The sequence below is a fragment of the Agrobacterium sp. 5Ca50 genome, from assembly GCF_055381905.1.
The window spans coordinates 959,113-985,155 of record NZ_AP026440.1 but is presented as its reverse complement, the minus strand read 5'-3'; the positions used below and the strand labels follow the sequence as shown (position 1 = coordinate 985,155).

Genomic DNA, 26,043 nt, shown 5'->3' with positions numbered 1-26,043 from the left:
TAACCGATTCCGCATTTTCGTCAAATCCTACTTGGTTAATGAAATCCTATCATCGACGTCAAATCCGTCAGATGTTTACATCTGTTAAAAGGTTTTCACGTCTATTTATCAATATCTTAACCAATTGGTCGTCGTCCTATTGGCATCTTTTGCATGATGTGCGCACCACGAATGAAAGTTGTTTAAAAACGCAACCTTGGGGTCATCAGGCACGTTGATGACGAAGACGCGTCACGAATCAGTTTTGTAGAGCGTGAAATCGACCAACTGATTCTCAGCCACAGCCAATATCCGCCCCTGTTGCCCAGTTAGCGTCAAAACGGCTCGGATATCTCGTCCAAACACACCTCACAGCTCCGGAAAATCATCAAAATCATGAATCAATGATGCCTGATCGATTCAGATTAGTCGTTGGACGATATCCGTGTCGGCAGCGACAATCCGGGCATGGAAAAACCCGACAGACATACCATTCATCTTCAACGGATCGACCGGGCGCAGAACATGCGGCGCTTCTACATGTTGAGCATTCAACCGACATTGTTCGGAGAAGTCTCGCTTATCCGAAATTGGGGCCGTATCGGCGCAGCAGGTCAGACGATGGTCGAGACATTTGACCGTCCGCTTGATGCAAAAGCAGCATTTCTGCGCATTGAACGCCAGAAAATACGCCGCGGTTACCGCGATCTGGTGGGCTAAAACCGGCACTCAAAGCGCGCCAGATTGCTTACATATCTGGCAGTTTCGGCACCGGCGACGTCATTAAAACAAAAGGCCGGTCGACAAGACCGGCCTTCAACTCTACGGCTCAATACGCCTCATCGGCGTAGCAAAAGTTTGCCTCAATCAACGCCAGCCAAGTGCTGGAGCAATCTGCTTCAAGATCGTTTCAATCACATGTGTGTTGTAGGCGACACCGAGTTGATTTGGCACGGTCAGAAGCAGCGTATCAGCCTCGGAAATAGCCTCGTCAGCCCTAAGTTGCTCGATAAGGGCTTCCGGTTCAGCTGCATAACTCCTTCCGAAGATTGCGCGTGTCTTATCGTCGATAAAACCGATCCTATCGCCTTCCTTGTTGCCGTAACCGAAATAGGCGCGATCCATATCATTGACGAGAGCAAAGATGCTACGGCTGACCGAAACGCGAGGTTCACGGGCATGACCAGCTTCTTTCCAGGCAGCACGGAACGTGCGGATTTGTTCCGCCTGCTGAACGTGAAACGGTTTGCCGGTTTCGTCTGTCTTCAGTGTCGAACTTTGCAGGTTCATGCCAAGTTTTGCGGCCCATTCCGCTGTCGCATTGGAGCTTGAGCCCCACCAGATGCGCTCGCGCAGGCCATCCGAATGTGGTTCCAGCCGCAACAGACCGGGAGGGTTGGGGAACATCGGTCTTGGGTTGGGTTGCGCAAATCCGTCGCCCTCAAGGAGATCAAGGAAAACTTCGGTGTGCTGGCGCGCCATGTCTTCTTCTGTCTGGCCTTCTGCCGGGCGATAGCCAAAATACCGCCAACCGTCGATAACCTGTTCAGGCGAACCGCGGCTGATGCCCAATTGCAGGCGTCCGCCGGAGATCAGATCAGCCGAACCAGCGTCCTCAATCATATAAAACGGGTTTTCGTAGCGCATGTCGATGACGCCAGTACCAATTTCAATCGTCTTGGTTCTGGCACCGACAGCGGCAAGCAGCGGGAACGGCGAGGCGAGCTGCCGCGCGAAGTGATGAACGCGGAAATAGGCGCCATCTGCACCAAGTTCTTCGGCGGCTACGGCAAGGTCGATCGACTGCAAAAGAGTGTCGGCAGCCGAGCGTGTTTGCGACTGAGGGGAGGGCGTCCAATGCCCGAACGACAAAAATCCGATCTTTTTCATGATGGCCTTCAAAACGTTGGAGAAATACCGGTCACGCCGGCATCATTGTTGCCAGTCATATAGGCATCATTCCCCCTTATCCAATCCGGCAAACAAAGACAGCGTGTCGTCGAATTGTGAACGATCGCCCTCACGACACGCATTTTGGCACGGCAACCGGCACACAACGCCACATTAACCGGCCCACAGCGACATACTGTCACAACAGCAATCACCGGTCGCCATCGTTCTTAACGATTGTTAAAGCAGCATATACGTTTCCACTGGTAGCCCGGAGTAAAAGCGGATGCCCGCCGATTTCAATTCAGAATTACACGCTCGTCCGTCGATCTATTTTGAAGGCCCGGCTTTTGTGGAACATCTCGCTTTTATGCCTGAAACGGCGGCAGCACGGCCCAATGTCGACGCCCACGTCTCAAGAATCACGGAGGATAATTCCTTCAAGACCCAGATCGAGCATCATACGGAGTTTGTTACCGTCACTCGAGTTCATCCCCTTGATAACACCAGTGAAAACTGGCCAACGTCAGGTACCACAACAGGCGAATATGCTGAGGTTGCGGGCCTTACAGATGCCCGACTTATTTGCCGTGTCTGCATTCTAGTATCGGGCCCCGCGCCAGCTGAACTTGGCCCCGTCTTGAGAAAATTTGGCTTTGGCGACACCGCAGCATCGTCCATCGGCAACGTGGCTGCCCAGGTTTGCTCCGATTTCCGCGTCCATGATGACCAAAGCAGCCGCATCATCCTGTTCAACAATGATTTGAATGCCTATCGCCTCGGCCGAATGATCAGACGGATATACGAAATCGAGACGTATCGCGCCATGGCGCTGCTTGGTCTTCCCGAAGCCAGACGCCTGTCGCCACGGCTGGTCGATTTCGATGCCAAGCTGGTGCAATTGACCAGCCGGAATTTGAGCACCTCGACATCAGAGCATAAGGCCCTACTGGATGAAATCTCGTTGCTGTCTGCCGAAATCATTTCTGCAACAGCTGAAACCCGTACGCGTTTTGGGGCAACAGCGGCCTATGCGAAGATCGTTGAAGAACGGATTTCAGAACTGCGAGAGCAACACGTCGCCGGTTTCCAGCGTTTTGGAGTATTTGTCGCGCGTCGTTTCAATCCAGCCGTCCGCACGTGTCACGCCACAGCTGTGCGGTTAGAGCAGCTTTCGCACGCAACAATGCACATGATCGATCTTTTGCAGACACGCATTCAGGTCGAAATCGAGTACCAGAACGCCGTGCAAATCCAGGCAATGGCCGACCGTGCCGCAACGCAGGTCAAGATCCAGCGCGCTGTTGAAGGTTTCTCGATCATCGCCATCAGCTACTATCTGCTCAGTCTGCTAAAGACGGTCTTTGAGACACTTGAACATTCAGGTTATCACCTGAGCCCTATGGTAATGCTTGTGTCGATACCGCTCGTCATTATCGCGGTTTGCATCACCATATTACGTGTAAAACACGCTTTGAAACACGAGGCGTGACAGCACGGTTGAGCGGATTTGGGCGCACGACATGCAAGCCCGCACATATTCGCTCAACTCAATCGGCTCCGACTTCAGCGTCTTGAGCGTAATCGATGTAAATTGCACCGATGAGCTTTCCGGAATTGTCGGTTACGGGATGCAATCCATCCTCAAAATCGCCCTTTTCCAGCCTATCTGCCAATGCGCGCAGAGCATTAGCACAGGCCTTGTCGATGGCTTTTCCCGTCGGGCCGCTCAATTTCAATTCAACGTCACAGTTCAGATGCTGTGAGAAATCCGCCTCATCCCGCACTGTAGGTACCCCTATTTGCATTTTTAAAGACCGATGACCGCGTTGAGGATAACAGAAAGGACCATGTCTGGCATAGCTGGTGACTAAAAAAAGACGTCGCATCAATTTGATAGCGGCAGGCAGTGATATAAAGACAGGCTGTCAATCACCGGGGAAACGTCAGCTCAGCGGCAATCGTCAGAGCCTGACGCTCTAGGCCTATCAACCATACGGATATCTCGCCCCTTGAGACGTTGACATCAAAAAACAGCAAACTATTGTAATCAGGCTGCGCATCGTCTTCCCCTCATGCAAAATTAGCAGAACGATTTCAGACCAATCAGCGAACAGTTGTCATCCCCACTTTGGGTGAGCAATCGAACTGACGGCGGAAATAATGCGTTGCTGACGGCGTCCTTCGAGCCGGCAGAGCGCCACTCGCCAAAAGTTGAATTCCCTATCTCTGGCAGGGGAGTATGGTTCGCCACGTAAAACAGCTGGCTGGAGGAACCATGACGCGCCTGACCGCAAAAGATTTCCCGCAAGAACTGCTCGAACTTTACGACTTCTACGCTCACGGGCGGATTACAAAACGAGAATTCCTCGACCGGGCGGGCAAATTCACCGTCGGCGGTATGACAGCCATCGCCCTTCTGGGAGCACTCAGTCCCAATTATGCTTTGGCCCAACAGATCGCCTTCACTGATCCAGATATTGTGGCAGAGTACATCACCTACACGTCACCAAACGGTAATGGCGAAGTTCGAGGTTATCTTGTGCGCCCGGCCAAGGACGGCGTAGCGGTTACCGACCGAAGGGGCGGGATTGTTGTTGTGCACGAAAACCGCGGTTTGAACCCTTACATTGAAGATGTTGCCCGTCGAGTGGCCAAAGCGGGATTTGTGGCACTTGCTCCCGATGGACTGACTTCGGTTGGCGGCTACCCCGGCAATGACGAAAAGGGTCGTGAGCTGCAGCGACAGGTCGATCCGACCAAGCTGATGAATGACTTCTTTGCCGCCATTGAATGGATGATGGCCAGCGACCTCACCACCGGCAAGGTTGGCATCACCGGCTTTTGTTATGGTGGTGGCGTATCCAATGCCGCGGCAGTCGCGTATCCTGAACTTGCTGCCTCCGTGCCATTCTACGGACGTCAGGTTCCGGCGGCTGATGTTCCGAAGATAAAGGCGCCGCTGCTGCTGCAATTTGCCCAGCATGACGATAACGTCAATGCGGGTTGGCCGGCTTATGAGGCGGCCTTGAAGGAAAATGGAAAAGTCTATGAGGCTTACATTTATCCGGACACCAATCACGGTTTCCATAATGACTCCACGCCCCGCTACGATGAAGAGGCCGCGAAACTCGCCTGGGACCGCACGATAGAGTGGTTCAAAAAATACGTTGCCTGACACGGTGATGACAGTTGCAACTGACAAGGGCAGAGGCGTCTCTGCCCTTGCCAGCTATGCGGGCTCGCAGGCTATTCCGGATCAGCTTGCCGCTGCTTTTGCATCATGACTGTGACGATCAACCTGCGTGGCGACGATCTTTGCCACCAAGTGGGTCAGGTTTCTTGCTTCGAAACGATCCTTTAGTCTGTCGAGACGATGCTCGATCGTTCTAGGCGACAGATTAAGCAGTTCGGCAATTTCCTTGGTGGACTGCCCTTCAATCAGCAGCTGAATAATATTGTCATCGGTGATGTCGGTCTTTGCCTCCAGCATACGCGAAATGAAGAAACGCCCCTCGATCAGGCTCAGACACCAGCCGGGTTTTCCCTCCACCTTCTGCGGCAGGATAAGGCGCTCGTAGCCAATCCGAACACCGAGAAGTTTTGTTCGCACGACATCAATGGCCGGACGTTTAGATTCGAGCGCCCGTGAATAGCTTGCGATGATCGCATCATCAATGAAGCGACGGTCGAGGTCGCGTAAGGCGGCATCGGGAAACTGCTTTTTCATTTCATTCAGCAGACCACTCTTGAAACCAAAATCCTTCACACGACGGAAGCGCCAGTCGTAGGGATCATCTGCGCTCGTTGTGATGACCGAAAGCGCCATCTTAATAGTCAGCCGGCTGAGGATACCGGCATAGAGCTCATCGACACCAGTGGTTTCGTCAGACTGCAACCACGCATCGATAAGGTCCTGAGAGAGTGAATTGAATGAACCCATGTCTGCATGTGCCGAGTATGAAATTATCGTTTTGTTTCAACGGCAATATGATTGACATTCGTTAGCAAACGATTGTTGCGCCATACGAAAAATATCCAATCATCGAGAGACCCAAATTTGCCCGTGACTCGCACGAATGAAGCAAGCACGGCTTTGCCGACACGTCGGTTTTTTCAACTCAACCCATGCTTCTCGGTGAAGGAACACAACGCAAAAAAACAATGCTGCCATTAATGCTCTGTTCAGCATGGACAAAAGCGCCACCTTAAAAGCGAACCGACAGGGTAAAATTACCGTCCGTAATTATTCCGCCGTTTAAGAATTGGATGGAATTGTGGCGGCCGAGGGCGACCAGAACCGTCGCAGCCTGCCTCTCCCTGGAGGTTGGCAACAAATGGGATCGGCCGGTCGGCTAAGCATTCTTTCGTCTCATGAGAGGCGTCCCCATTTCCCCCGCATCCGATTTTAATCAACAAACACGACGATCGTCATGACGATTGCAACCACACAAGCGGCAGAAATCAAGGACAACGGGACACTCATGCCGCAAGCAATCTCATGCTGACCTTTCACAGGTAAAACAGGACAACACATGCGACTGATGACCACCATCCCTGCGGGAAGAATTGTAATGCTGTGCGGCACCGCCTTGCTGCTCGCCTCATGCTCTGGGGAGCCGTCTGCAAGCGACATCAGCAAGGCGCTGAACGGCGCAATCCAGGCAGAACAGAACCAGATGAAGAACCTGACTGCGGGATTGAGCGCAGGACTTCCCGGCGTCGCCAACCCGGTCAGCGAGATGATGTCGATCCAGATAACAGATCTCGAGAAGATCGGCTGCAAGGAAAGTGGTGAGAAGGCCTATGTCTGCGACGTGCGTTACACCGCAAAAGGCGGCCTGTTCGGTAAAGAAGGCCGCGACATCACAACTCCGATCAGAATGGTCAAAGCCAGTGACGGATGGGCCGCATCTGCCCGCTGATGCCTTTCCTCTTTTATCACCATTGCAATCCTGAAAGATACATCATGCGATATCTCCTAGCGACGGCACTCACCGCCAGCGCGCTGATGGGCACGACCCCGGCCAGCGCCCAACAGGCGCAGAAGATTTATTATTCCGGCGCATTCAATTGCGGCCAGACCGACTACACTACCAACTGGAATATCCGCAAAGACCTGTCCGGCGACATTGCAGTTACCGTCTATTACCAGCAGCGTGGCTCCAACCACGTGAACTGGCTCGACTTGACCGAGCGCAAGACCGCCAACGGCATGCAGCTTCACGATGCCAACGGTAACCCAAGACTTGATGTGGCAGCCGACGGCGATACGATCCGGGCAATCTGGATGAAGGGCGCTCCACAATCGGATTGCTCGACTTTTGCAGTTAGCCGTTCAGACAGTCCACGGGATCGCTTCGACCAGTTGTTTGCGCTGCTCGATACCAGCAAACCGGATGAAGAGGTCGCAGCCAAGGTTGCGGATGCTACACGTTTCCCGCCGATCGTTTACGCCCTGCCGGAACTCGATCAGACGACCTATTCACAACGTTATAGCAAATCGATCTCCGAGTTCTGGACTCGCTACAGAACAACACTATCAGACGAACTGACGGCGATGCCGATCTCCACGGACGCAGAGCGCAAGGCATTGAGCGAACGGGTTGATGCTGCCCTGTCCAACACCCTGCGTTCCTCCGCTGACAACAATGGTTTTCGGGACATGGTGACGATGCTGCAAAAGACGGCCGATCGCCTGGCCGACAGCGGTGCCAGCCCGGCCACCGTTCTCGGTAACAGCGACGCGGGCCTGATGTGTCAGCGTTTTACCAACCTCAACTTTGCCTATGACTATTTCGAATTCGACAAGCTTCAGCTCGCAACCGCCGTTCCTTTCGATTACTGGACGCGCGACATGGCAGAGAAATTCCTGGAGGATGCGCCGGGTTGCAAAGCCATTCACAAGGACTATTCTCAGCGTCTGGCATCGCAGTGGGCTGAAATACAGAAGAGCCAGCAATTCATTGAGACATTGCGTGCGGAACAGGCCCGTCTGCGTGCCCTTCCTGCAACGGTCGAAACGCTGGTTGACACAAAAAATCTCCAGCCCGACCCGGAAAAAGTGCGTCTTGGTTATGGCCAGTCCAATCTTTCGGACCGTTTCTTCGGTAGCCCTCTGGATGCCCGACGTCAGGAAATTCTGTCCATTGCCATGAAGGACATTGATGATCAGGTCGCGTCCTATTCGTTGGAAAAACCGGACGCTGCCAAACAGATCGGCGACCTTTGCGATCAGCTTGGATACCTTCGTAATCTCGGTGAAGACCAGCGCACGACAGTGCGTGAAAAATGTGAGGCTGTCCGCACAACACTCGACGAAAAGCAGACAACTGCAGCCCTCGAGAAGGTGACCGCTGCGTTCGCCTCCGTTGAACCAAGTACCGAACAGGCCAAAGTGGCACGCGAACTGTGCAGCGATCTGCCTTCCAAGTTGAGCGGTAACGCGTTCTCTGCCGTCCATAGCGCTTGCCAGGTCGAGACGACGAAGCTGGCAAAGAAGGAAGATGAATTGCGTTGCACCAACGCGCTGGCCGCTTCGGGTGCATCGGAAGACTTCCTTGAAACAACAGTTGCCGTGGCCGAAACCAGTGGAACATCAAAGGCTCCACTGAAGGACCTCGTCTGCAAGGGTGCGGTGCGCGAGATCAATGTCAGCTTCTCCAGCAGCGGCATGCTGATGTGGAAAACGCAGGCCATGACCGTTCGTTTCCCTAATGATGAAGAGCCATGGCAATTTGTCCTGAACGAAGATGAAAACGATGCGGACTGGGTACTCGCCGTCGAAGACAAGTCAACGATCGAGCGGCTGGAAAAGCAGCGCATGCGCATCGAGATCGTCTCGGCCTGCTTCATGGGTTCGCCAGCCTGCCGCCCCTGATCCTGGAAAACCGTTGAGTGTAAAGGGGCGGGCCAATACCTGCCCCTGTTTCTCTGCCCTCTGTTCTGCGAGACCATCCATGACTTTTTCGAGATTATCCGCACTTGGCCTTGTGGCTGGCATTTGCATCGCGTCGACATCACACGCCGCCGAAGTCCGTTCGACCTATTCCGAAACCCTTGCCTGCCCGGTGACTGAAGAGGGCGAGGATGCCTTTATTCGGGAATGCACCGGCCCCGGAAATGTTCGGGCTGTGCTGCAATATGTCGAAGGGCTGGTTGGCGTGTTTTACCTGCCTATGGGTGGTAAGACGCCGTTGGAACGTGACGACATGTTCGAGATCAGCCCCAAGGCACGCCAACCCTATGGTGCGAAGCTTGAATGGCGCCAGCGCGTAGGTGATGCCACGCCTTGCGCAGCCGTGATCCGTGTCTTTACAAATAAGGGTGAGGTACTGGTGGTCAATGAACTCGCAACCGGCAACCGCATCGGCGTCGTGAAGGCCAACCAGCAGGCACGTGTTCTTGCTGATCGCACCTGTGGTGAAGCAAAGGCAGTGCCCACTTTCGCAGAAGCAGAAAGCACACCGGTGGTCAAACCGGTCACGTTGCCGGCAGAAAACGGCAATGTGTCAGATGCCGCGCGTTTGGGTAGGGAACGCTTCATGCAGATCTACATAGAGACTGGCATCGTCGGCGCAATCGAGGCAATCGAACAATGCTATAGTGATTTTCAGAAACAGCCGTCTGCAACAAAGCTTGCAGAATGTGGGGCAATTGATCTGACAGGCGCTGAAGCTGACGGTTCCGTCTTGAGCAGTCGGCCGGACCTGCAACAGGCTTTCCTTGCAAAGGATAAACCGGCGGCACGGCTCACCGCGGGGATGAAAACACTTGGCCTCGATGACAGGGCGCGCCAGACCTTCACTCAAGAATTCGAAACGGCCACCGGCATGCGCGTCGCTGCTCAAGCTCCAGCAAAACCGCAGAGCGGATCAGTCTTCAACTTTTCCGAATGATCGGGGCCGCGATACGCCAATACAAAAGCCATCACGACCGGTGTCGTGATGGTGGCGATCAGACGTGGTCCGCTTTAAGCATGTTGTCTTCATCTTCACATACAGGAACCAAACCTGCGTGCCCTTCGTTTGCAATCTTGAGAGCGGTAGCACCTTCGTTGCCGCTCATCACGTAAGGAAACGAGATGATGGTGAAGTCGTTGGGTAAGGGCGATAAGGTCGCCTGGAACACAAGTCAGGGTGAAACCAAGGGTAAGATTGTCCGAAAACAGACCTCAGCGACCAAGATAAAAGATCATCCGGTCAAGGCAACACCCGACGATCCGCAATATATCGTGGAAAGTGAGAAATCAGGAAAGCGGGCCGCCCACAAGCCCGATCAACTCCGCAAGCTGAGTTGACGCGCCTACGGGTCGAGCTTCCGCCTCCCGATCCAAACAAGTCATTGCGTATCAGCTACCAGCGAGATTGATCTTCCCGTTTTCTTCGCCGTCCCAATACTGGATCACCTCGGCACTAACCTTCAAAAGTGCAAGTCCGGGCGTTTCGATACCGTCAGGAAACCAGTGATCGAGGCCATTTGTCCAATGCTCAGCAAAGTAGCTGCGATCTCTGATAATTTCAGCGACGCCGCCAATGGAGATGAATATTCCCGGTTTGCCAAGCAGACTGGGCGGCTCACTAAAGGTCAGCGTAACATTGCGGTCCCTGTTGATTTCGGAAATTTTTGACGTGTCGTCATAGGTAAAAAACCACGAGTCCCCGTCATACTCGACGTCACCATTATTGCTCATTGGCCGGGTGGCAATTCGCCCATCCTCTCGGCGTGTGCACATCATGCAGAAGTCAATCTTGCGGATATGCTCTGATAGGTTTTCCATGTTCCTCGTTGTCGTCATAATCGCTCCTCCCGCGATGGATGGCAAAGGCCACGCCGACGCGCCATTCATTCAGGATTTATGAGAAAACCACTCATGACAGCGCAGACAGATGTAACCATTCCACTCGTCATCCGTTCCATCGTCAACAAGACCAGTTAATCGAGTTCAGCGGTTGCGGTGGTGGCGCCAAAGTGCAATCACACAAATTGCCTGCTGTTGCAGGCAGCAACTTGCGAAATGTCTTTATGTTCGACCCGCTGATAATATACGCTGATGGCTCTTATGATCCTGCGACCCAGACGGGTGGCTGGGCCTTTGCCGTGTATGAAACCGGACAACTCATTCATTCGGCTCACGGGAACGACGCGGGCCTGACCAACAATACATTTGAAGTGCTGGCCGTCATGAACGCGGTGATGTGGGTGCATGGCCATGCGCAGGGCCGGCAAGTCGTTCTGCGAACCGACTCCGTGCATGTTGTCGAAGGATGCCGGCACTGGCGGGCGATCTGGCGTGGCAATGGCTGGAAACGTATCAACCCAAATCAGCGGGCACGGAAAAGGCAGATAGCTGATGCATCGCTTTGGAAAGAACTGGACGGGTTTCTCCTGCGTCATCCAACCATTGAGATAGAATGGTGTAAGGCGCATTCCGGCATCGAGGGCAACGAGATGGTGGACAGAATGGCGCGGGCTGCCGGGAAGATGTTACCACCCTAATCCGCCAACGTATCGATCGTCGCAAATCCCTGGAAACTGGATTTCTCTGAACATGACCCTGGCAGAACTCATACAAGGGTATCGCCCCCATATCGAAGACGCTTCCGTGGGCGTGCGGCGCAGTTGGGAAGAGACCTTCAAATATACGCTGAAACATTATCCGCCAGAAACCCGTCTAGAGGATTTCGATCTGGAAATATTGGCAGAAAAAATGTCCGCCGAAGGTATTCAGCCGCGTTTTGTGGATGGCTACGTCAAACGTTGGCGTGACCTGCTGCAGCAACAGAGGGAAACCCGACTACCGGGTCAGTGATATCTAAACAAGCCCTCATTGCTCAATGCCACACCACCCCGGAAGATGCCGTGCCTCGCCCGATTTCGCCAGCTTCATGGCTGTTGCCACGGCCTCATCAAAGGCACGATTGACATAATCAAGGCCGATACGGCGCCGGAGAAAATCAGCCCAGACAAATTCCGAAAATGGAACTGCGACTTTGGCAAATCCTCCGGCCATCCGTAGATAACCGGCGAGAGATCTAAAAGGGTCGTCTTTGAGATCCTCGACCTTTTTCGGAATGTCGTCAGTGTGCCGTCGCAGGCCAGCGACATCAAATGGATAGATCAGATTTTTATGGTCCATCACCGACCAGAATTCGTCTTTGTCCAGACGCGCGAGATTGCTGACAACGCTGCTCAGGACATGTTCAACGCCTTCCTCGTGCAGGGCACGGACAAGATGATGATGATCAACAAGGAACAATCTGCCTTTGGGGCCAGCAACGACAGGAACAATATGATGGCCAAGAAAACCATCGCCCCGTGTCGGGGCTGTTTCCCGCCACTCTTTTCTTTTCAGTTCTACCTCGCGAAAGCCAACCGTGATCTGGGTCGGTCGCAATTTTGTAATCTCCGTACGGGTGAGGCGGGGTTCATAAATATGCGTCATGTCTGCTCCCTTGTTTTTTCCAAAGCAGTAACAGCATCGTCGACACTATAATTTGCACGGCGTAATAAATCCTCACCGCCACCAAGTGCCAACACGTCACGCACGGCGTCATGCATTCGGGCATAACGAATGGTGATATTGCGCTTGCGCAGGTTGGCATCGAACTCCAGCAAGGCATCAAGTGCTGTCGTATCAAGCTCAAATGTTTCTTCCAGACTGACAATGGCAGTGTTTGTGTCCGGATTTGCAAGAATTAAACGTGTGATGTCGGCAAAGATCGGCTCTGCATTGCCAAAAAACAGTGGCTGCGCCGGGCGCAAAACCATAATACCCGCCGGAGCCTCGGCATCCGGGTGCCGTTTCAGGTCTACAAAATTATGGCTACTGCCTAACCGACCCAGCACCATGATAAGGGGTGATGACAGTCGACGCAGGAATACAGCAAAGGACAGCACGATCGCCGCCAACATGCCATCCAAAACACCAAAAAACAGCACGCCCGCCGTTGCACCAAGAGCAAGGATAAGGTCGTGTTTCAAGCGCCACAACTTGATCAGCGGAGAGGGATCAAGTGCATGGAGCAGGGCGACAATGATGATTGCGGAAAGTGCCGCTTGCGGAATGTAAGCAAACCATGTGGACGCCACCAGACAGAAGATTGCCAGTCCGACGGCGGCAACCGCGGAAGCAAACCGCGTCTGCGGATTGGCGGCCTCACTGGCTGCCCCTGCAGAAAACCCCGCACCTACCGGCATTCCCTGCAAAGCGGCACTGGCAAGGTTTGCGATGCCAAGCGCTTTTAGCTCATTGTTCGCATCGACATTCTCACCATGCCTGAGCGACAATCCTCGTATTGTACCCCAGGATTCGGCAAACAGGATTAGTACCAAAGGTGGAGCAAAGCGCGCCACGTGGGAAAGTTCATCAAACGAGATCGCCGTGAAGCTGCCCCAGATCCCTGACAGATCGATTGATCCAACGATAGCAACGCCTTTGTCCTGCAGATTGAGCAGTATCGAAACGGGAATAACGAGTGCCAGTACCACAAGGCTTGCCGGCAATTGTGGAATCCGCCGCATGGCCAATAGAAAGGCCAGAGCTGCAGCCGCAACCGAAAGGCTATATGTATTCCACTGATCTGGATTGGTCATGATGCGCCAGATCGTCTCAAAAGTGCCGGCTCCTGTGGTCGACACCCCTGAAATCAACGGGAACTGTTTCAAGGTAATCAGTATGGCGAGGCCAAAAGTGAAACCGCGCAGCACCGGCCTAGAAATCACACTGGAGAGTGCACCGAGTTTCAGCAGGCCTGCTGCCAGAAACAACAGCCCGACAAAAAACACCACCACGGCAACCAGCAGCATTTTTTGTCCAGGCTCAGGGACCAGCGCGACCAGCATAGCAGCCAATATCGCTGCGGACGAAGAAGTCGGTGAGATAATCGCAAAGCGACTACGCCCGAGGACCGCATAAACCAGACAGCCTGCAACCGCAGCGTAGAGTGCGTGTTGAGGAGGCACCCCGGCGATGCCGGAATAGGCAATAGCCTCGGGAAGCATGAGGCCAGCGACAGAGAGCCCTGCGAGAATATCCCGCCCTTTGTTAGTCACGTGGCACCTTGATCATCAGCGAAGTCCTTACAGACCATTCCCATGTACTATAGAGAGGAAGACTAACTTGAATTCCCAATGAAAATCCAGACCGCAAAACAGGCTGCATTCCAGCAGCTAAAGCAGGTCGCCGCGCAGGTTCAGGCGCATGATCAAATACTTTGAAAAATCAGAACATGCTTTTATAGTTTTCAATTGTGGGGAGCTGACGAGCACAGGCGCACTTAAACTGCCGATGATTACAGACGTCAGGAGACCCACGGTGAAATGCGTTAACCCAAACAGATAAAAACTGTCTAAGGTAACGGTTCAGAAAGCGCCCCGAGGCGAAGGTATCGGCGTTCAAACGCCATCAGGATATCTACAGTGACCACGCGCTTCACCCAATTCAAATTGGTAGGCCCCGCGCTCATACTTATCGCCATTCTTATCATGGGGCTGGCGACCATTCCTTATTATGGAATGGAGCGCCTGGATGCAGATGTCCGGGAGCGTCAGGAAACCCTGGTAAAGAGAAACATCTCCATCTGGATCGAAGACGTTGAGTTCGCCCTGACGGCGTGGACGATCTGGGACGAATCCATCGCCAAAATCGATAACGCATTTGATTTCGAGTGGACGGACCGCAACATTGGTCGCTCACTGATTGGCACGTCGAGAACACGTTTTGCCTCCATCCTGGATGCCGATGGCAAGATGATCTATTCAAGAACGGCAGAGGAGGTGCAGGAACGACCTTTCTTTGCACGCGGCGCGGAGGCAATAGGCAAGGACGCACAAAGCCTTGTTGAAAACATTCGCGCTCGGGAAAACTCTGTCACGACAGATGGAATTCCGGCCCCGATTGCGCTCAGCAAGATTGAAGTCATCGGAACCGACGCGGTTCTGCTCACTGCCAGCCTTTTCCAACCTGATTTCAAGACGGCAATTCCGCGCGGCAAGACCGCCCCCATTCTGGTATCGGCAACGCCGATTGCTGGCAGCTTGCAGGAATTTGTCGGTACACGTTTTCTGCTTGATGATGCGGTTATCGGCCCAATGGATCTGGTCCCGTCAGGGCATGCGCGGGTTGAGATTGCTGTTGGCCTCAACGGGCAATCCGAAGTGCTTTCCTGGCATCCTCCAACGCCCGCGCGTGATCTGATGCGCCAGTCTCTGCCGCTTATATCGGCCGTCATCATCGTGTTGGTCGTCGGTGGCGTCTTTGTTGCAAGGCTCTCACAACGCGCCGCAGTGTCATTGGTAACTGCAGAACAAAATATGCGGCACGCCGCAACCCATGATTTTCTGACCGGCCTTCCAAACCGCGCGATGCTGGAAAGCGAATTCAAGAGACTTGCCGGACCGGGCGATCTGGTGGTGGCGTGCGTTGATCTCGACGGCTTCAAGGGCGTCAATGATCGTCATGGACATGCTGCCGGTGACGAACTGTTGAAACAGGTTGCTGAGCGCCTGCAGGCAAATGGCCGTGAAAACGACGTTGCCTTCCGCTTGGGCGGCGATGAGTTTGTCATATTCATGCCTGCCTCGTCCCTTGAGGGTGCCGAATGGCGTTGCCGCAAATTATCTTCGCATTTGTCCGAGCCCTACATCATTCAGGGTGCTGAAGTGGTTGTTGATGCATCTTTTGGCCTCAGCGACATTCACATCAACGTGGCCAATACGTGTGATCAGGCCCTTAAGCAGGCAGACACCGCCCTTTACGCTGCTAAAGCCAGAGGTCGTGGAACGGTCGTCACCTTCTCATCGCTGACGCAGAGTAAGACACCCCGCAGCTTGCTTGCCGCTTACGCCTAAAGTGTCATGCCGTGGAGATCGCCTGATCAAAAGTCGCCTCGCGGCCATGACTTTACCCAGGTGACTTTGCAAACAGTTGCTTTGGCTGCGCCGTTACGATAGCCCGAATGCAAGTGCAGATCGTTTGGGACACCCATGCCGAAGATTGACGCGACATTAGCGCTGGTGGAGCGCGTTCAGGCCGTTGCTGGCACTCTGACAGCCACCGAACAGAAATTGATCTCCGAACTTTTGAAAGCCCCGCGCGAGGTGGCTATCGGCACATCGAGCGAATTTGCCGCCCGGCTCGGTGTGCATGAGGCAACAACATCCCGTCTGGCTCGCAAACTTGGGTTTGCCTCCTACGCCGAGTTTCGCGACGAATTGCGCCGCGAATTCCTCAAGGTTGCCGATCCCGCTGAACGCATTTCCGCAACACTGACCGACGCGCGCGCGCAAGGTTTTCTGCCGCTCCTTGTTGCAAGCGAAATTGCAGCCTTGACCGGAATTGCTGATCATCTGGGCGACAGCCATGTTCTCGAAGCGGCCGAAAAGCTTGATCGCCGCCGCGTCTTCATCTATGGGCAGGGCAATGCCGAAGTATTGTCCGTGCTGATGGAGCGCCGTCTGCGGCGACTTGGCATCGACAGTCACCCGCTGGCAGGCAGCCGGCGTGATCTTGCAGAGCAGATGCTGACACTCTCTCAGGATGACACTCTGCTGATCTTTGCCTTCCGCCGCCAACCACCAGATTACGAGCAACTGATGCAAGTTGCTGCCGACACCGGTGCTTCGACAGTTATCATTTCCGGCACCATCGGCCCGTCACTAACCCCAAGCCCGGATGTGCTGCTTTCTGCCCCGCGTGCGGGCATGCCCAACAGCTTCCAAACGCTAACGGTGCCAATGGCAGTCTGTAACGCTATCATATTGGCATTGGCGGAACGGCGAGGGCCAGACGCACTCGCAGCTCTCGACCGCCTCGGCAGCCTGATTGCGCAGTTTGAACGATAGATTTGCAAGATAACTTGCACGTCATAAAATTGTAGCAAGAAAACATTACAAACGGCGCAGACCCATTAAAGGAGTTTTCCATGCGCCGCTTCATTGTCACTGCCGTTTCATGCCTCATGGCTACCGCTACCTTCGCCGAAGACCTCGACGCCAAGACTGCCACCGACCTGCTGGCGCAGGCCAAGCAGGAAGAAAAGGTCACAGTCTACGCCTTCACCAGCCGCATTGGTCGAGTTGAAAAAGCCTTCGAGGCTGCCTATCCCGGAATCGACATGGTGACGTTCGACATGTCGTCGACCGAACAGATCGCCCGGATCAAGAGTGAAGCGCAGGCAGGTCTGCCGGGCGCCGATGTCATCTACATCTCCGATGCCCCTGTCGTTTTGACAGAATTGTTGGCCAACAATCTGGTGGTTTCCTATGTGCCGCCACGCGTCGCAGGCACTGTTGCCGATCAAAACAAATCACCACTGCTGGCGCAGCGCCTTTCCACCAAAGTGCTGATGTATAATGAAGAAGCCCATCCGGATGGTTCTCCCGTCAAAAACCTCTGGGATTTGACAAAACCGGAATGGAAAGGTCGCGTCATTATGGTCGATCCGTTGCAACGCGGTGACTACCTCGACCTGATGACCGAAATCGTCCTGAAGTCGGACGAGATGGCAAAATCCTACGAAGCCGCATTCGGTAAAGCAATTGCGCTCACCGATGGTAACGAAAATGCAGGTGAGCAGTTCATCAGCGATCTCTTTGCCAATGATCTCGTTCTTGTCGGCTCCACCGATGACGTCAACAAGGCCATCGGCGCAAAGGGGCAGGAAAAGCCACCAATCGGTTTCACCAGCTATTCTGACCGTCGCGATAATGAAGATGAAGGTTGGGCGTTGCAAGTCGCCAACGACGTGACACCGTCTAACGGCATTGTTTTTCCTGCATTTCTGGCGTTGAACCCCAAGCCGGCCAACCCGGCTGCAGCCCGCCTTGCTGTCGACTTCCTTATGGGTGACGACAGCGAAACCGGCGGCGAGGGTTTCAAGCCATTCTATGTAGCCGGTGACTGGGCGACACGTTCCGATATCACGCCCCACAAGGATGCCATCCCACTCGCAGATTTCAAGGGATGGCAAATCGCACCCGCAGAAACCGCCAAAATCCGCGCCAATGTGGCGGACTTCATTCTCGCATTGCAGTGAGCACTGTCAGGTGACGACAGGGATTGCACCTCACGAGACAAAAGCCCTCTCCCAGTCAACGGGGAGAGGGTTGTTTGCCAGGAGCTGCCGCGGTCTATCGCCGTTTGGTGATGCAGGCTGGCTCGTTGAACAAGGACTAGCGGGCACACAGCAATGCCCTTGGAGTACCACATGAAATCCCTGAGCGGACCGATTGGTTCAGCACTCAACAAACGTGGCCTGACGCTTGTCATGGCACTTGTACTTGTCGGTCTGGTGGCAGCCCCACTGGTAACCATTCTGGCGCAAACCATTTACCCCTCGGCGTCCGCATGGGGCGATGTCCTGGCAAGCCGACTGTCGCAGAACCTGTTTTGGCGCCCGACATTTAACACCATGGTCATTGGCCTCGGTGTGGCTGGTGGCTGTGTTCTGCTGGGTGGCTTTCTCGCCTGGCTGGTTGTGATGACTGACATTCCCGGCCGGCCGGTCATCGCATTCATGGCCACACTGCCCTTCATGATCCCTAGTTTCGCAACAGCGCTCGCCTGGGGCACCGTATTTCGCAACGGTCGTGTTGGCGGTGGCGGCGGCTTGCTGGAAGGGTGGGGGTTCTCTGTCCCTGACTGGTTGTCATGGGGTATCACACCAACGATCATCGTATTGATCGCCCATTACTATGCACTGGCGTTTACCGTCATTGCAGCAGCGCTTGCCGCCGTTAACGGTGATCTTGTTGAAGCCGCACAAATGACCGGTGCATCACGCAAACGTATCCTGTTCGGTATTGTCCTGCCGGTCGTTACACCCGCCATTATTGCTGGCGGCTCTCTTGCCTTTGCCGGAGCAGTGTCCAATTTCGCAGCACCGGCACTGCTCGGATTGCCCGTTCGTATGCAAACACTATCGACGCGGCTATTCGGCATGATCGAAATCGGCCAGACGGAGCGCGGTTACGTGCTCGCCATATTGCTGATCGGCATTTCTGCGATCTTCCTTGGACTTGGCAACCGCATGCTGTCGGGTCGCCGCAACTTCGTGACGATTGGCGGCAAGGGTGCGGTGCCCCGCCGCACAACACTCGGCAGTGCACGCATACCGCTGACGCTCATTGCTTGGATCATCTGTGTCCTCACCACCATTTTACCGATCCTGCTTCTGGTGGCAGCAAGCCTTGCGCCGTCATCGCTCGCACTGTTTTCAGACTGGACGATGCATTATTGGATTGGCGAGGCCAATCCGGCATTTGCCCGTGGCCAGCCGGGTATCTTTCATAATCCGCAGCTTATCTCGGCAATGACCACAACGCTGATCCTGGGAGCATCTGTAGCACTTGCTGCCAACATTATTGGAACACTGATCGCCGTCGCCCTGACGCAACAGAAAGTGCGGGTTCTCAGCAATGTTGTTTCCCAACTCAGCTTCCTGCCGATGCTGCTTCCCGGTATTGCTTTTGCGGCTGCCTACATAGCACTCTACGGCGCGCCGATTGGTCCCTTGCCGGCACTTTACGGCACAAAACTACTGCTGGGCTTGGCCCTGACCGCCGCCATGTTGCCTTTTGCCGTGCAGACAGGGCGGGCAACCGTAGCGCAGATTTCCGGCGATATTGACGAGGCCGCCCGTATGACCGGTGCAGGTTTCTTCCGTCGACTGGGTGCAATCACCCTGCCGCTAGCGGCACGTGGTCTTGTCGCTGGCCTTTTGATCACCTTCGTCAACGTCATTGGCGATCTGGCAATCACCATTCTGCTTTACACACCGACATCACCACTGTTGGCCGTCCTGTCCTACTCCTATGCGTCGGATGGCTTCCACCAGTTCGCCAATGCCGTGACGCTGGTCATCCTCATCATATCCATGCTGGCCACCGGCGCTGCAACCCTGCTGCGCGGCCGCCGCCGCCAATCTTTCAGCTGAGGCAAAATTTTGATTTCGCTCGACAATATCTCAAAATCCTTTGGCACATCCAATGCCGTGTCCAACGTCAGTTTCTCTGTTCCCGACGGTGCATTTCTTGTGCTTCTCGGCCCATCAGGGTGCGGCAAAAGCACAATGTTGAGGATGCTTGCCGGTCTCGATCAACCAACATCAGGCAAGATGTTGTTCGGTGATACGCTTGTCGCAGACGGCGACACTGGCAACTCGTTACCGCCAGCAGAGCGCAATGCCGGTCTGGTGTTCCAATCCTACGCCCTCTGGCCGCATATGACCGTTGCCGGCAACATCGAATGGCCGCTGAAGATTGCCAAACTGGCCGGCGAACAACGGCGCACCCGTGTGCTGGAAGCCATGGAAATGCTCGGAATTGAAAAACTCGCCAACCGGTATCCCGGCGAAATTTCCGGCGGGCAGCAACAGCGCGTCGCCCTTGCACGCATGATCGCTCCCCGGCCAAAAATCATGTTATTCGACGAGCCGCTCTCCAACCTCGACGCAACATTGCGGGTGGAGATGCGCTTCGAACTTCTCAAAGTTCATGCGGCAACAGGCGCCACGGCCGTCTATGTCACGCATGATCAGGTGGAAGCAATGACAATGGCGACCCATGTGGCTGTGATGAACGACGGTCGTATCGAGCAGTTCGATGCGCCAGAGCGGCTGCTTGCAGAACCGGCCTCTGCCTTCGTTGCCGGTTTCGTCGGCACGCCACCTGCCAACCTCATTCCCATCGACGATGGCAAGTGGTTCGGCACCCTGCCGGACCCTTTGCTGCGCACCTACAGTGGCCACGCCATGGTGCGGGCAGAACAGATAGAGCTTGCTGACGAGCTGGGTCCGCGAACATTTGAAGCGGTGTTGGCAGAGGTTGTGCCGATGGCTGGACGATTTCTGATTACCGGCATCATCAACGGTAACCGTATCACCGCCATCTCCGACCGCCTATCGCGGCAATCCGGCAAATTATACTTCCGCCTTCCAACAGCTCCCGCGGCAATTTTCGATACACAAGGAACACGCAATTCATGAAACGCATACTTCTGGTCCGGCACGGCGAAAGTGAATGGAACGCCGTTCGTCGCCTGCAAGGGCAGGCCGATATCGAGCTTTCCGCGCGCGGTGAACAGCAGGCGCGTGCCTTGGCTCCCATGGTTGCCAGCTTCAACCCCGACATGGTGCTTACCTCCGACCTGAAACGCGCTGCAGATACCGCCGCCCTGCTCGGCCATGCCGACGCAATCAGGGAGCCATTGCTGCGGGAACAGAATGTCGGTGCATGGACGGGTGTCGAAATTGCCCAACTTATGTCGGAAACGCCAGACGCCTATGCCGGTTGGCGCGCAGGCACCTTCGCACCTGAGAATGGTGAGATCTGGGCTCAATTTCGCACCCGCATTGGCCATGCGATTGAGCAGGCCCTAAACACAGATGCCGGTACGGTTTTGATGGTTTGCCATGGCGGCGTGATCCGCGCTGCACTCGACAGCGCTTTGGATCTTGCCCCCAAGAGTATTATACCGGTTGGACCAGCAAGTCTGACAATTCTTGCTTTTCCAAAAGGCGAGGCAAGGCTGGAGGTTTTCAACGCCACAACCTTTGCCCCCATCCTTGACGCACCGGACTGAGATCAATCTCCGTCGACGGAGACCTGCTCACCGGTCTCAGGATGAAAACGCACTTCAATACGGCGACCGTCCTTGTTACGGCCTTCGACTTCGTAGCAGCCGTCATCGATGTCGACTTCACGCACCTCAATACCAAGAGCGGTGGCACGTTCGCGAACCTGTGCCTCACTCATCCACTTGTCGGTCTGGACATTGCCGCAGTGACGATCGTGCCGATCATCGGCGTAGGCGGTAGAGACCAATGCAGTGGTGACAAGTGCTGCGGCGATAACGAGAGTCTTCATGGTCGATCATCCTTTCAGGGGTGGCGGGCAACCTCTGCCCGTTTGATGCCACAACACTATGCGGCGTGCCCTGAGCGATAACTGACAGGCTTTGTCAGCGAATTGTCAGTTTGAGAATGCTAATGTCGGCAGCATGTTGAACCGTATTTTCCATTTCTTGCCCGTAGCATGCATGCTGGTGCTAACCCTGGCACCCATCAATGCCACAGCAAAGGATCTTGATCGTTTGCGCGATGCGGTAAAACGCGGCGATGTGCTACCACTCTCCGTATTGCAGGAGAAGCTGCGCATCTCCTATCCGGGCGACATCATAAAGGTGGAACTCGACGAAGATGATGGCCACTTCATTTACGAGTTCAAAGTGTTGCAGGCCAATGGCCGGCTTTACGAGATTGAGATGGACGCTAAGGATGGCACTATTCTCGATGTTGATGACGACGATTGAGGCCAATGCGGGTTTTGCTTGTTGAAGATGATCTGCGGATTGCCCGCGACGTAAGCCTGCACCTTTCACGGGCGGGCTATCTCGTTGAGCACGAAATCGATGGCGAAAGTGGCTGGTATCGAGGCGACAGCGAGGAGTTTGCCGCCGTCGTGCTTGATCTTGGTTTACCCAGCCTCGATGGCCTTTCCATCCTTAAACGCTGGCGAAGGGATGAGCGCGCGTTACCTGTTCTCATTTTGACCGCACGTGGCAATTGGGAAGAGCGGGTCGAGGGAATTGACGCCGGTGCCGACGACTATCTCGTCAAACCCTTTCATATGGCAGAACTGTTGGCCCGCCTGCGGGCCATCATGCGTCGATCCCAACATACGGCAAGCCCAATCCTGACGGCGGGTCGGATAAGGGTCGATCCACGTAGCCGCACTGTTTCGATAGATACCGAACCTGTCGATGTCACACCCCTCGAATATCGCTGCCTTCACTACCTGATGGCCAATGCGGAGCGACACGTCTCGCAACTGGAGTTGACCGAACAGTTATACGCGCAGGATTTTGAGCGTGACAGCAATTCGGTGGAAGTTCTGATCGGCCGACTGCGCAAGAAGTTTGGCAAGCAGGTCATCACCACCCGCCGTGGTTATGGCTACAGGATTGACAAGGCATGAAGCGACCGCTTTCCATCCGTGCTCGATTTCTAATGGTATCGCTGATTGTCGTGCCCCTAGCACTGGCATTGGCAGCCTTGTTCATGACGTCGATATTCTCAAGCAATCTGGAAGGACGGCTGGAAGACGAACTGAAAGGGCATATCAACACCATTGCCGGCTCGATACGCGTGAGCGCCGACGGTGGAATAGAACATCCACTTGGCTTGATGGATCGACGTTTCTCGCAGGCATATAGCGGGCTTTACTGGCAGATCGGCGACGCTGCACAGCCTGCGCTTTACCGCTCGGAATCCCTTTGGGACACCAGCCTTCCACGACCGGCGGATCTGCCAGACGACGGCGCCGTACATAGTTACGTTGCCAACGGGCCGGAAAACACCAGACTGATTGTGTTGGAACGTCAGATCATGGTCAGTGGGCCAAGCGGCCTGAAGCCGGTTCAGATTTCCGTGGCCGCAGACACGAAGGCACTGGATGACGCAAGCCGTGGATTTACGCTTGAAATCCTCCCTTACCTTGCCGGACTTGCGGTTTTCCTGATTGGCGCTTCGCTAGTGCAGGTAGTCTACGGTCTGAAGCCACTGGCCGACCTGACCAAAGGACTGGACCGCATCAGGGAACGCCATAGTGGGCGTCTCATTGGTACTTTGCCAGCTGAATTTGCACCTGTGGAACAAGCAGTTAATCGCCTGTTGGAAACACAGGCGCAGTCACTCAGCAAGGCGCGTGCCCGTGCCGGTGATCTTGCACATGGCCTCAAGACGCCGCTCACCGTACTTTCCAATGACGCTTTGACCTTACATGAGCGCGGCCATCAGGACCTCGCCGAGGAAATTGAACAGTTGGTGCAATTGATGCGCGGCCATGTCGAACATGAACTGGCACGCAGCCGCATCGTAACCAATGCCGACATGCGCCAGACCGATGCCAATGTCGAAACAATCATCGGGCAAATCGTCAAAACCTTGCAGCGAACACCAAAAGGCGAGGCACTTGAATGGCAAGTCGACATTAACGCGCCGCCGGATGTGCCCGTTGACGCACAAGACCTGCGTGAACTAATTGGGAATTTGACGGAAAACGCCGTTAAATGGGCAGCCGGTCAGGTTTCCATTACCTGGAAAGACGGCCGCTTAATCGTTGCTGATGATGGCCCGGGGGTTGACCCGGAAAAAATCCGCAGCATGACCGAGCGCGGTGTACGACTGGACAGTCAGACACCAGGGAGCGGTTTTGGCCTATCGATTGCACAGGAAATCTGTGAGGTTTATGGCCTGGTTCTGTCCATCGAAAACCGGCAGGGCAGCGGCCTGATGGCGTCAGTGCTCTTTAAAGACATCGCGACAAACAACACCGGCAATTAAACGCAAACGCAGTCACACCCGCCAATATGGTTCAGAAAGGGCGCCTGTTTCACCCAGAAGGTCATCCGGGACGTCTGCCTGCTTCCAATTTTCTCGGATATTGGAAGACCTAAAGCCCAAAGGCGGACATCGTGCCTAGAAAAATGATCCGCCTACGGTCGGCATTGTCCACGCCGACCTGATCAAGATTTTTGCTGGGCTGGCCGCGTCTAAAAAACCGGTGCCTCGCAAAAAAATCGCAATGTCAGTCTTCAAGACCTGTAGCGACGACCGAAATCTTGAAGGCTCCTTCAAGTGTCGGGTCAAAAGAAGCGCCCATAACCACGTCCGTTTCTTCGCTCACGGCTTCACGAACCAGTGTCATGGCTTCATCGATCTCATAAAGCGTCAGGTCTCTACCGCCGGATATCGACACAAGCGCGCCGCGTGCGTGCTTAAGTGACGGCAAGCCCAACAGTGGGTTGGAGATTGCTTCAGCCGCTGCGAGCGATGCACGGTTTTCCCCACGCGCTTCGGCGGTTCCGATCAGCGCACGTCCGCCTCCCTTCATGACGTAGACCACGTCTGCAAAGTCAAGATTGACCAAGCCGTCGCGGAGAATGAGATCCGTTATGGACTTCACGCCCAAGGCGAGAACCTTGTCGGCGATTTTCAACGCACTGTCGAATGTCGTGCCGGGATTGGCGATTCTCAGCAGATTCTGGTTCGGAATAACGATCACGATATCTGCTGCAGCAAGCAGGCCATCGACACCCTGCTGTGCCGCCTTGAGGCGTTTGGTGCCTTCAAAGCTGAATGGCAGCGTCACGACGCCCACTGTCAGGATGCCTTTTTCTTTGCATGCCTGAGCAATGACCGGCGCTCCACCTGTACCCGTTCCACCGCCCATGCCAGCAGTGATAAAACACATATCGTAACCGGCAAGATGATCCATGATTTCGTCCATGGTATCGATCGTCGCCTGCCGTCCGATTGCAGGATCAGCGCCAGCACCAAGCCCACCGGTCAGTTCAGGACCAAGTTGAATAAAACGCTTGGCAGCGGTGTTTTTAAGTGCCTGCGCATCCGTGTTTGCTGCCATAAAATCAACACCATAGTCAGCCTCCGCAATCATGTTGTTGATTGCGTTTCCGCCGCCACCGCCAACACCGATGACGGCAATTTTGGGAGCGGTAGGGGAGGTGTTCATATGCTGCATTTTATTCCTCGTTAACTAACTTTTGCGGACATCACCTATCAGATTTGCATCTGATGCACTATGTCATTTGAACTGCATTTGTTTGCGGAGACATTGTCCTACGCCCCTAGTCCCAAGCATGATCGTATATTTACTATGAGGCGCACAGTGACCGTGAGGCTGAACCCCTTGCAATAGACGGGGAATTTCCAGTTTCTCAGCCACGGGCCTTTTACTATTCTGGTTTACGGAAAGCATGAATATGGGGCCTTGAAACCCTGACCATTTGATCAAATCGCATCAGATTTACGCCGACATCATATGTTCAATGTCGCTTTGTATCGCTGATCAGCCGCCCGAATTTCGTTTTGCAGCATTTGATTCGCTTGCGAACTTATTTGTCGAGCAGGGTGGAAAACATGTTTATCGATTCATATATCAGCGGCGTATTTACCTGCATGTTGCGTATTTTTCATTTTTTGTAGCAGGTTGAATTGGTCGGCGAAAATTCCAACGACATGAAATTTTGATTGTTGCGCTGTCAATTTTTTTTGCTATTAGTGAATACGAACGTTCGTTCTTTTTAGCCAAATTCCTGACGTATGAGGGCACCAACGTGCCGTCCCAAGAGCAGGTGACATCTGAAAACGAGAA

General features: G+C 54.3%; 26 protein-coding genes. 18 read left to right on the top strand and 8 right to left on the bottom strand.

Going from position 1 to position 26,043, the window contains the following annotated elements; genetic code table 11:
- Nucleotides 1-447 precede the first annotated feature (447 nt).
- Nucleotides 448-699: a WGR domain-containing protein gene (locus ACZ5FM_RS26715; protein ID WP_259148646.1), complete on the top strand. Its 252-nt coding sequence runs from the start codon at nt 448-450 to the stop codon at nt 697-699.
- Between the two features lie 147 nt (nt 700-846).
- On the opposite strand, the gene ACZ5FM_RS26710 is transcribed toward ACZ5FM_RS26715, so the two are convergent.
- Nucleotides 847-1,869: an LLM class flavin-dependent oxidoreductase gene (locus tag ACZ5FM_RS26710; protein ID WP_312949104.1), complete on the bottom strand. Its 1,023-nt coding sequence runs from the start codon at nt 1,867-1,869 to the stop codon at nt 847-849.
- A gap of 286 nt (nt 1,870-2,155) precedes the next feature.
- Between ACZ5FM_RS26710 and ACZ5FM_RS26705 the strand changes: the two genes are divergently transcribed.
- Complete coding sequence (locus ACZ5FM_RS26705) at nt 2,156-3,361, top strand: DUF3422 domain-containing protein (protein WP_312949106.1); 1,206 nt, start codon at nt 2,156-2,158, stop codon at nt 3,359-3,361.
- Between the two features lie 58 nt (nt 3,362-3,419).
- Here ACZ5FM_RS26705 and ACZ5FM_RS26700 read toward each other — a convergent pair whose 3' ends face one another.
- Entirely contained in the window at nt 3,420-3,602 is a 183-nt protein-coding gene (locus tag ACZ5FM_RS26700) for a hypothetical protein (protein WP_275642781.1), read from the bottom strand.
- 545 nt (nt 3,603-4,147) lie between these two features.
- Here ACZ5FM_RS26700 and yghX point away from each other — a divergent pair.
- Entirely contained in the window at nt 4,148-5,047 is a 900-nt protein-coding gene (yghX, locus tag ACZ5FM_RS26695; protein ID WP_312949110.1) for a YghX family hydrolase, read from the top strand.
- An 81-nt stretch (nt 5,048-5,128) separates the two neighbouring features.
- Here the strand turns inward: yghX and ACZ5FM_RS26690 are convergent, their stop codons facing one another.
- The gene (locus ACZ5FM_RS26690; protein WP_275642779.1) at nt 5,129-5,812 is read right to left on the bottom strand and encodes a helix-turn-helix domain-containing protein; all 684 of its coding nucleotides are present in this window, start codon (nt 5,810-5,812) and stop codon (nt 5,129-5,131) included.
- 592 nt (nt 5,813-6,404) lie between these two features.
- Between ACZ5FM_RS26690 and ACZ5FM_RS26685 the strand changes: the two genes are divergently transcribed.
- The 4 genes from ACZ5FM_RS26685 (at nt 6,405) to ACZ5FM_RS26670 (ending at nt 10,168) form a co-directional block, all read left to right on the top strand.
- On the top strand, nt 6,405-6,794 hold the full coding sequence (locus ACZ5FM_RS26685; RefSeq protein WP_312949113.1) for a hypothetical protein: 390 nt from the start codon (nt 6,405-6,407) through the stop codon (nt 6,792-6,794).
- A gap of 44 nt (nt 6,795-6,838) precedes the next feature.
- Nucleotides 6,839-8,749 (top strand): hypothetical protein, encoded by a 1,911-nt coding sequence (locus ACZ5FM_RS26680; protein ID WP_312949115.1) that lies wholly within the window; start codon nt 6,839-6,841, stop codon nt 8,747-8,749.
- A 79-nt stretch (nt 8,750-8,828) separates the two neighbouring features.
- Entirely contained in the window at nt 8,829-9,767 is a 939-nt protein-coding gene (locus ACZ5FM_RS26675) for a hypothetical protein (protein WP_464041278.1), read from the top strand.
- A 188-nt stretch (nt 9,768-9,955) separates the two neighbouring features.
- Nucleotides 9,956-10,168 carry a hypervirulence associated TUDOR domain-containing protein gene (locus ACZ5FM_RS26670; protein ID WP_312949437.1) on the top strand — a complete coding sequence of 71 codons (213 nt, stop codon included), beginning with the start codon at nt 9,956-9,958 and terminating at the stop codon, nt 10,166-10,168.
- Nucleotides 10,169-10,219: 51 nt separating this feature from the next.
- On the opposite strand, the gene ACZ5FM_RS26665 is transcribed toward ACZ5FM_RS26670, so the two are convergent.
- Nucleotides 10,220-10,666, bottom strand: a complete 447-nt coding sequence (locus tag ACZ5FM_RS26665) for a pyridoxamine 5'-phosphate oxidase family protein (RefSeq protein ID WP_312949119.1) — start codon at nt 10,664-10,666, stop codon at nt 10,220-10,222.
- Nucleotides 10,667-10,686: 20 nt separating this feature from the next.
- On the opposite strand from ACZ5FM_RS26665, the gene ACZ5FM_RS26660 reads away from it, so the two are divergent.
- On the top strand, nt 10,687-11,367 hold the full coding sequence (locus tag ACZ5FM_RS26660; protein WP_312949121.1) for a ribonuclease H family protein: 681 nt from the start codon (nt 10,687-10,689) through the stop codon (nt 11,365-11,367).
- 52 nt (nt 11,368-11,419) lie between these two features.
- Complete coding sequence (locus ACZ5FM_RS26655; RefSeq protein ID WP_275642775.1) at nt 11,420-11,680, top strand: hypothetical protein; 261 nt, start codon at nt 11,420-11,422, stop codon at nt 11,678-11,680.
- A 15-nt stretch (nt 11,681-11,695) separates the two neighbouring features.
- On the opposite strand, the gene ACZ5FM_RS26650 is transcribed toward ACZ5FM_RS26655, so the two are convergent.
- Both ACZ5FM_RS26650 and ACZ5FM_RS26645 read right to left on the bottom strand, forming a co-directional pair.
- The gene (locus ACZ5FM_RS26650; protein WP_312949124.1) at nt 11,696-12,313 is read right to left on the bottom strand and encodes a ParB-like protein; all 618 of its coding nucleotides are present in this window, start codon (nt 12,311-12,313) and stop codon (nt 11,696-11,698) included.
- Nucleotides 12,310-13,923, bottom strand: a complete 1,614-nt coding sequence (locus ACZ5FM_RS26645; protein WP_312949126.1) for a SulP family inorganic anion transporter — start codon at nt 13,921-13,923, stop codon at nt 12,310-12,312. The genes ACZ5FM_RS26650 and ACZ5FM_RS26645 overlap by 4 nt, the downstream gene beginning before the upstream one ends.
- Before the next feature lie 366 nt (nt 13,924-14,289).
- Between ACZ5FM_RS26645 and ACZ5FM_RS26640 the strand changes: the two genes are divergently transcribed.
- The 6 genes from ACZ5FM_RS26640 (at nt 14,290) to ACZ5FM_RS26615 (ending at nt 21,451) form a co-directional block, all read left to right on the top strand.
- Nucleotides 14,290-15,720: a sensor domain-containing diguanylate cyclase gene (locus ACZ5FM_RS26640; protein WP_464041277.1), complete on the top strand. Its 1,431-nt coding sequence runs from the start codon at nt 14,290-14,292 to the stop codon at nt 15,718-15,720.
- Nucleotides 15,721-15,855: 135 nt separating this feature from the next.
- Nucleotides 15,856-16,713, top strand: a complete 858-nt coding sequence (locus ACZ5FM_RS26635) for a MurR/RpiR family transcriptional regulator (RefSeq protein WP_312949130.1) — start codon at nt 15,856-15,858, stop codon at nt 16,711-16,713.
- An 80-nt stretch (nt 16,714-16,793) separates the two neighbouring features.
- Nucleotides 16,794-17,906, top strand: coding sequence for an ABC transporter substrate-binding protein (locus ACZ5FM_RS26630; protein WP_312949132.1), 1,113 nt, complete (start codon nt 16,794-16,796; stop codon nt 17,904-17,906).
- Between the two features lie 171 nt (nt 17,907-18,077).
- Nucleotides 18,078-19,805: an ABC transporter permease gene (locus ACZ5FM_RS26625; protein ID WP_312949134.1), complete on the top strand. Its 1,728-nt coding sequence runs from the start codon at nt 18,078-18,080 to the stop codon at nt 19,803-19,805.
- Between the two features lie 9 nt (nt 19,806-19,814).
- Entirely contained in the window at nt 19,815-20,855 is a 1,041-nt protein-coding gene (locus ACZ5FM_RS26620; RefSeq protein ID WP_312949136.1) for an ABC transporter ATP-binding protein, read from the top strand.
- Nucleotides 20,852-21,451 carry a histidine phosphatase family protein gene (locus tag ACZ5FM_RS26615; protein ID WP_312949138.1) on the top strand — a complete coding sequence of 200 codons (600 nt, stop codon included), beginning with the start codon at nt 20,852-20,854 and terminating at the stop codon, nt 21,449-21,451. The genes ACZ5FM_RS26620 and ACZ5FM_RS26615 overlap by 4 nt, the downstream gene beginning before the upstream one ends.
- A 2-nt stretch (nt 21,452-21,453) precedes the next feature.
- Here ACZ5FM_RS26615 and ACZ5FM_RS26610 read toward each other — a convergent pair whose 3' ends face one another.
- On the bottom strand, nt 21,454-21,735 hold the full coding sequence (locus ACZ5FM_RS26610; RefSeq protein ID WP_312949140.1) for a PepSY domain-containing protein: 282 nt from the start codon (nt 21,733-21,735) through the stop codon (nt 21,454-21,456).
- A 172-nt stretch (nt 21,736-21,907) separates the two neighbouring features.
- Between ACZ5FM_RS26610 and ACZ5FM_RS26605 the strand changes: the two genes are divergently transcribed.
- From ACZ5FM_RS26605 to ACZ5FM_RS26595, 3 genes are read left to right on the top strand one after another with little or no spacing between them, the layout of a single operon-like run.
- The gene (locus tag ACZ5FM_RS26605) at nt 21,908-22,180 is read left to right on the top strand and encodes a PepSY domain-containing protein (protein ID WP_312949142.1); all 273 of its coding nucleotides are present in this window, start codon (nt 21,908-21,910) and stop codon (nt 22,178-22,180) included.
- A 5-nt stretch (nt 22,181-22,185) separates the two neighbouring features.
- A complete protein-coding gene (locus tag ACZ5FM_RS26600) occupies nt 22,186-22,845 on the top strand; it encodes a response regulator transcription factor (RefSeq protein WP_312949144.1) in 660 nt (219 codons plus the stop codon).
- Nucleotides 22,842-24,212 carry a sensor histidine kinase gene (locus tag ACZ5FM_RS26595; RefSeq protein WP_312949146.1) on the top strand — a complete coding sequence of 457 codons (1,371 nt, stop codon included), beginning with the start codon at nt 22,842-22,844 and terminating at the stop codon, nt 24,210-24,212. The genes ACZ5FM_RS26600 and ACZ5FM_RS26595 overlap by 4 nt, the downstream gene beginning before the upstream one ends.
- Before the next feature lie 244 nt (nt 24,213-24,456).
- Here the strand turns inward: ACZ5FM_RS26595 and ftsZ are convergent, their stop codons facing one another.
- Nucleotides 24,457-25,410 carry a cell division protein FtsZ gene (gene ftsZ / locus ACZ5FM_RS26590; protein WP_192490707.1) on the bottom strand — a complete coding sequence of 318 codons (954 nt, stop codon included), beginning with the start codon at nt 25,408-25,410 and terminating at the stop codon, nt 24,457-24,459.
- Nucleotides 25,411-26,043: the final 633 nt, after the last annotated feature.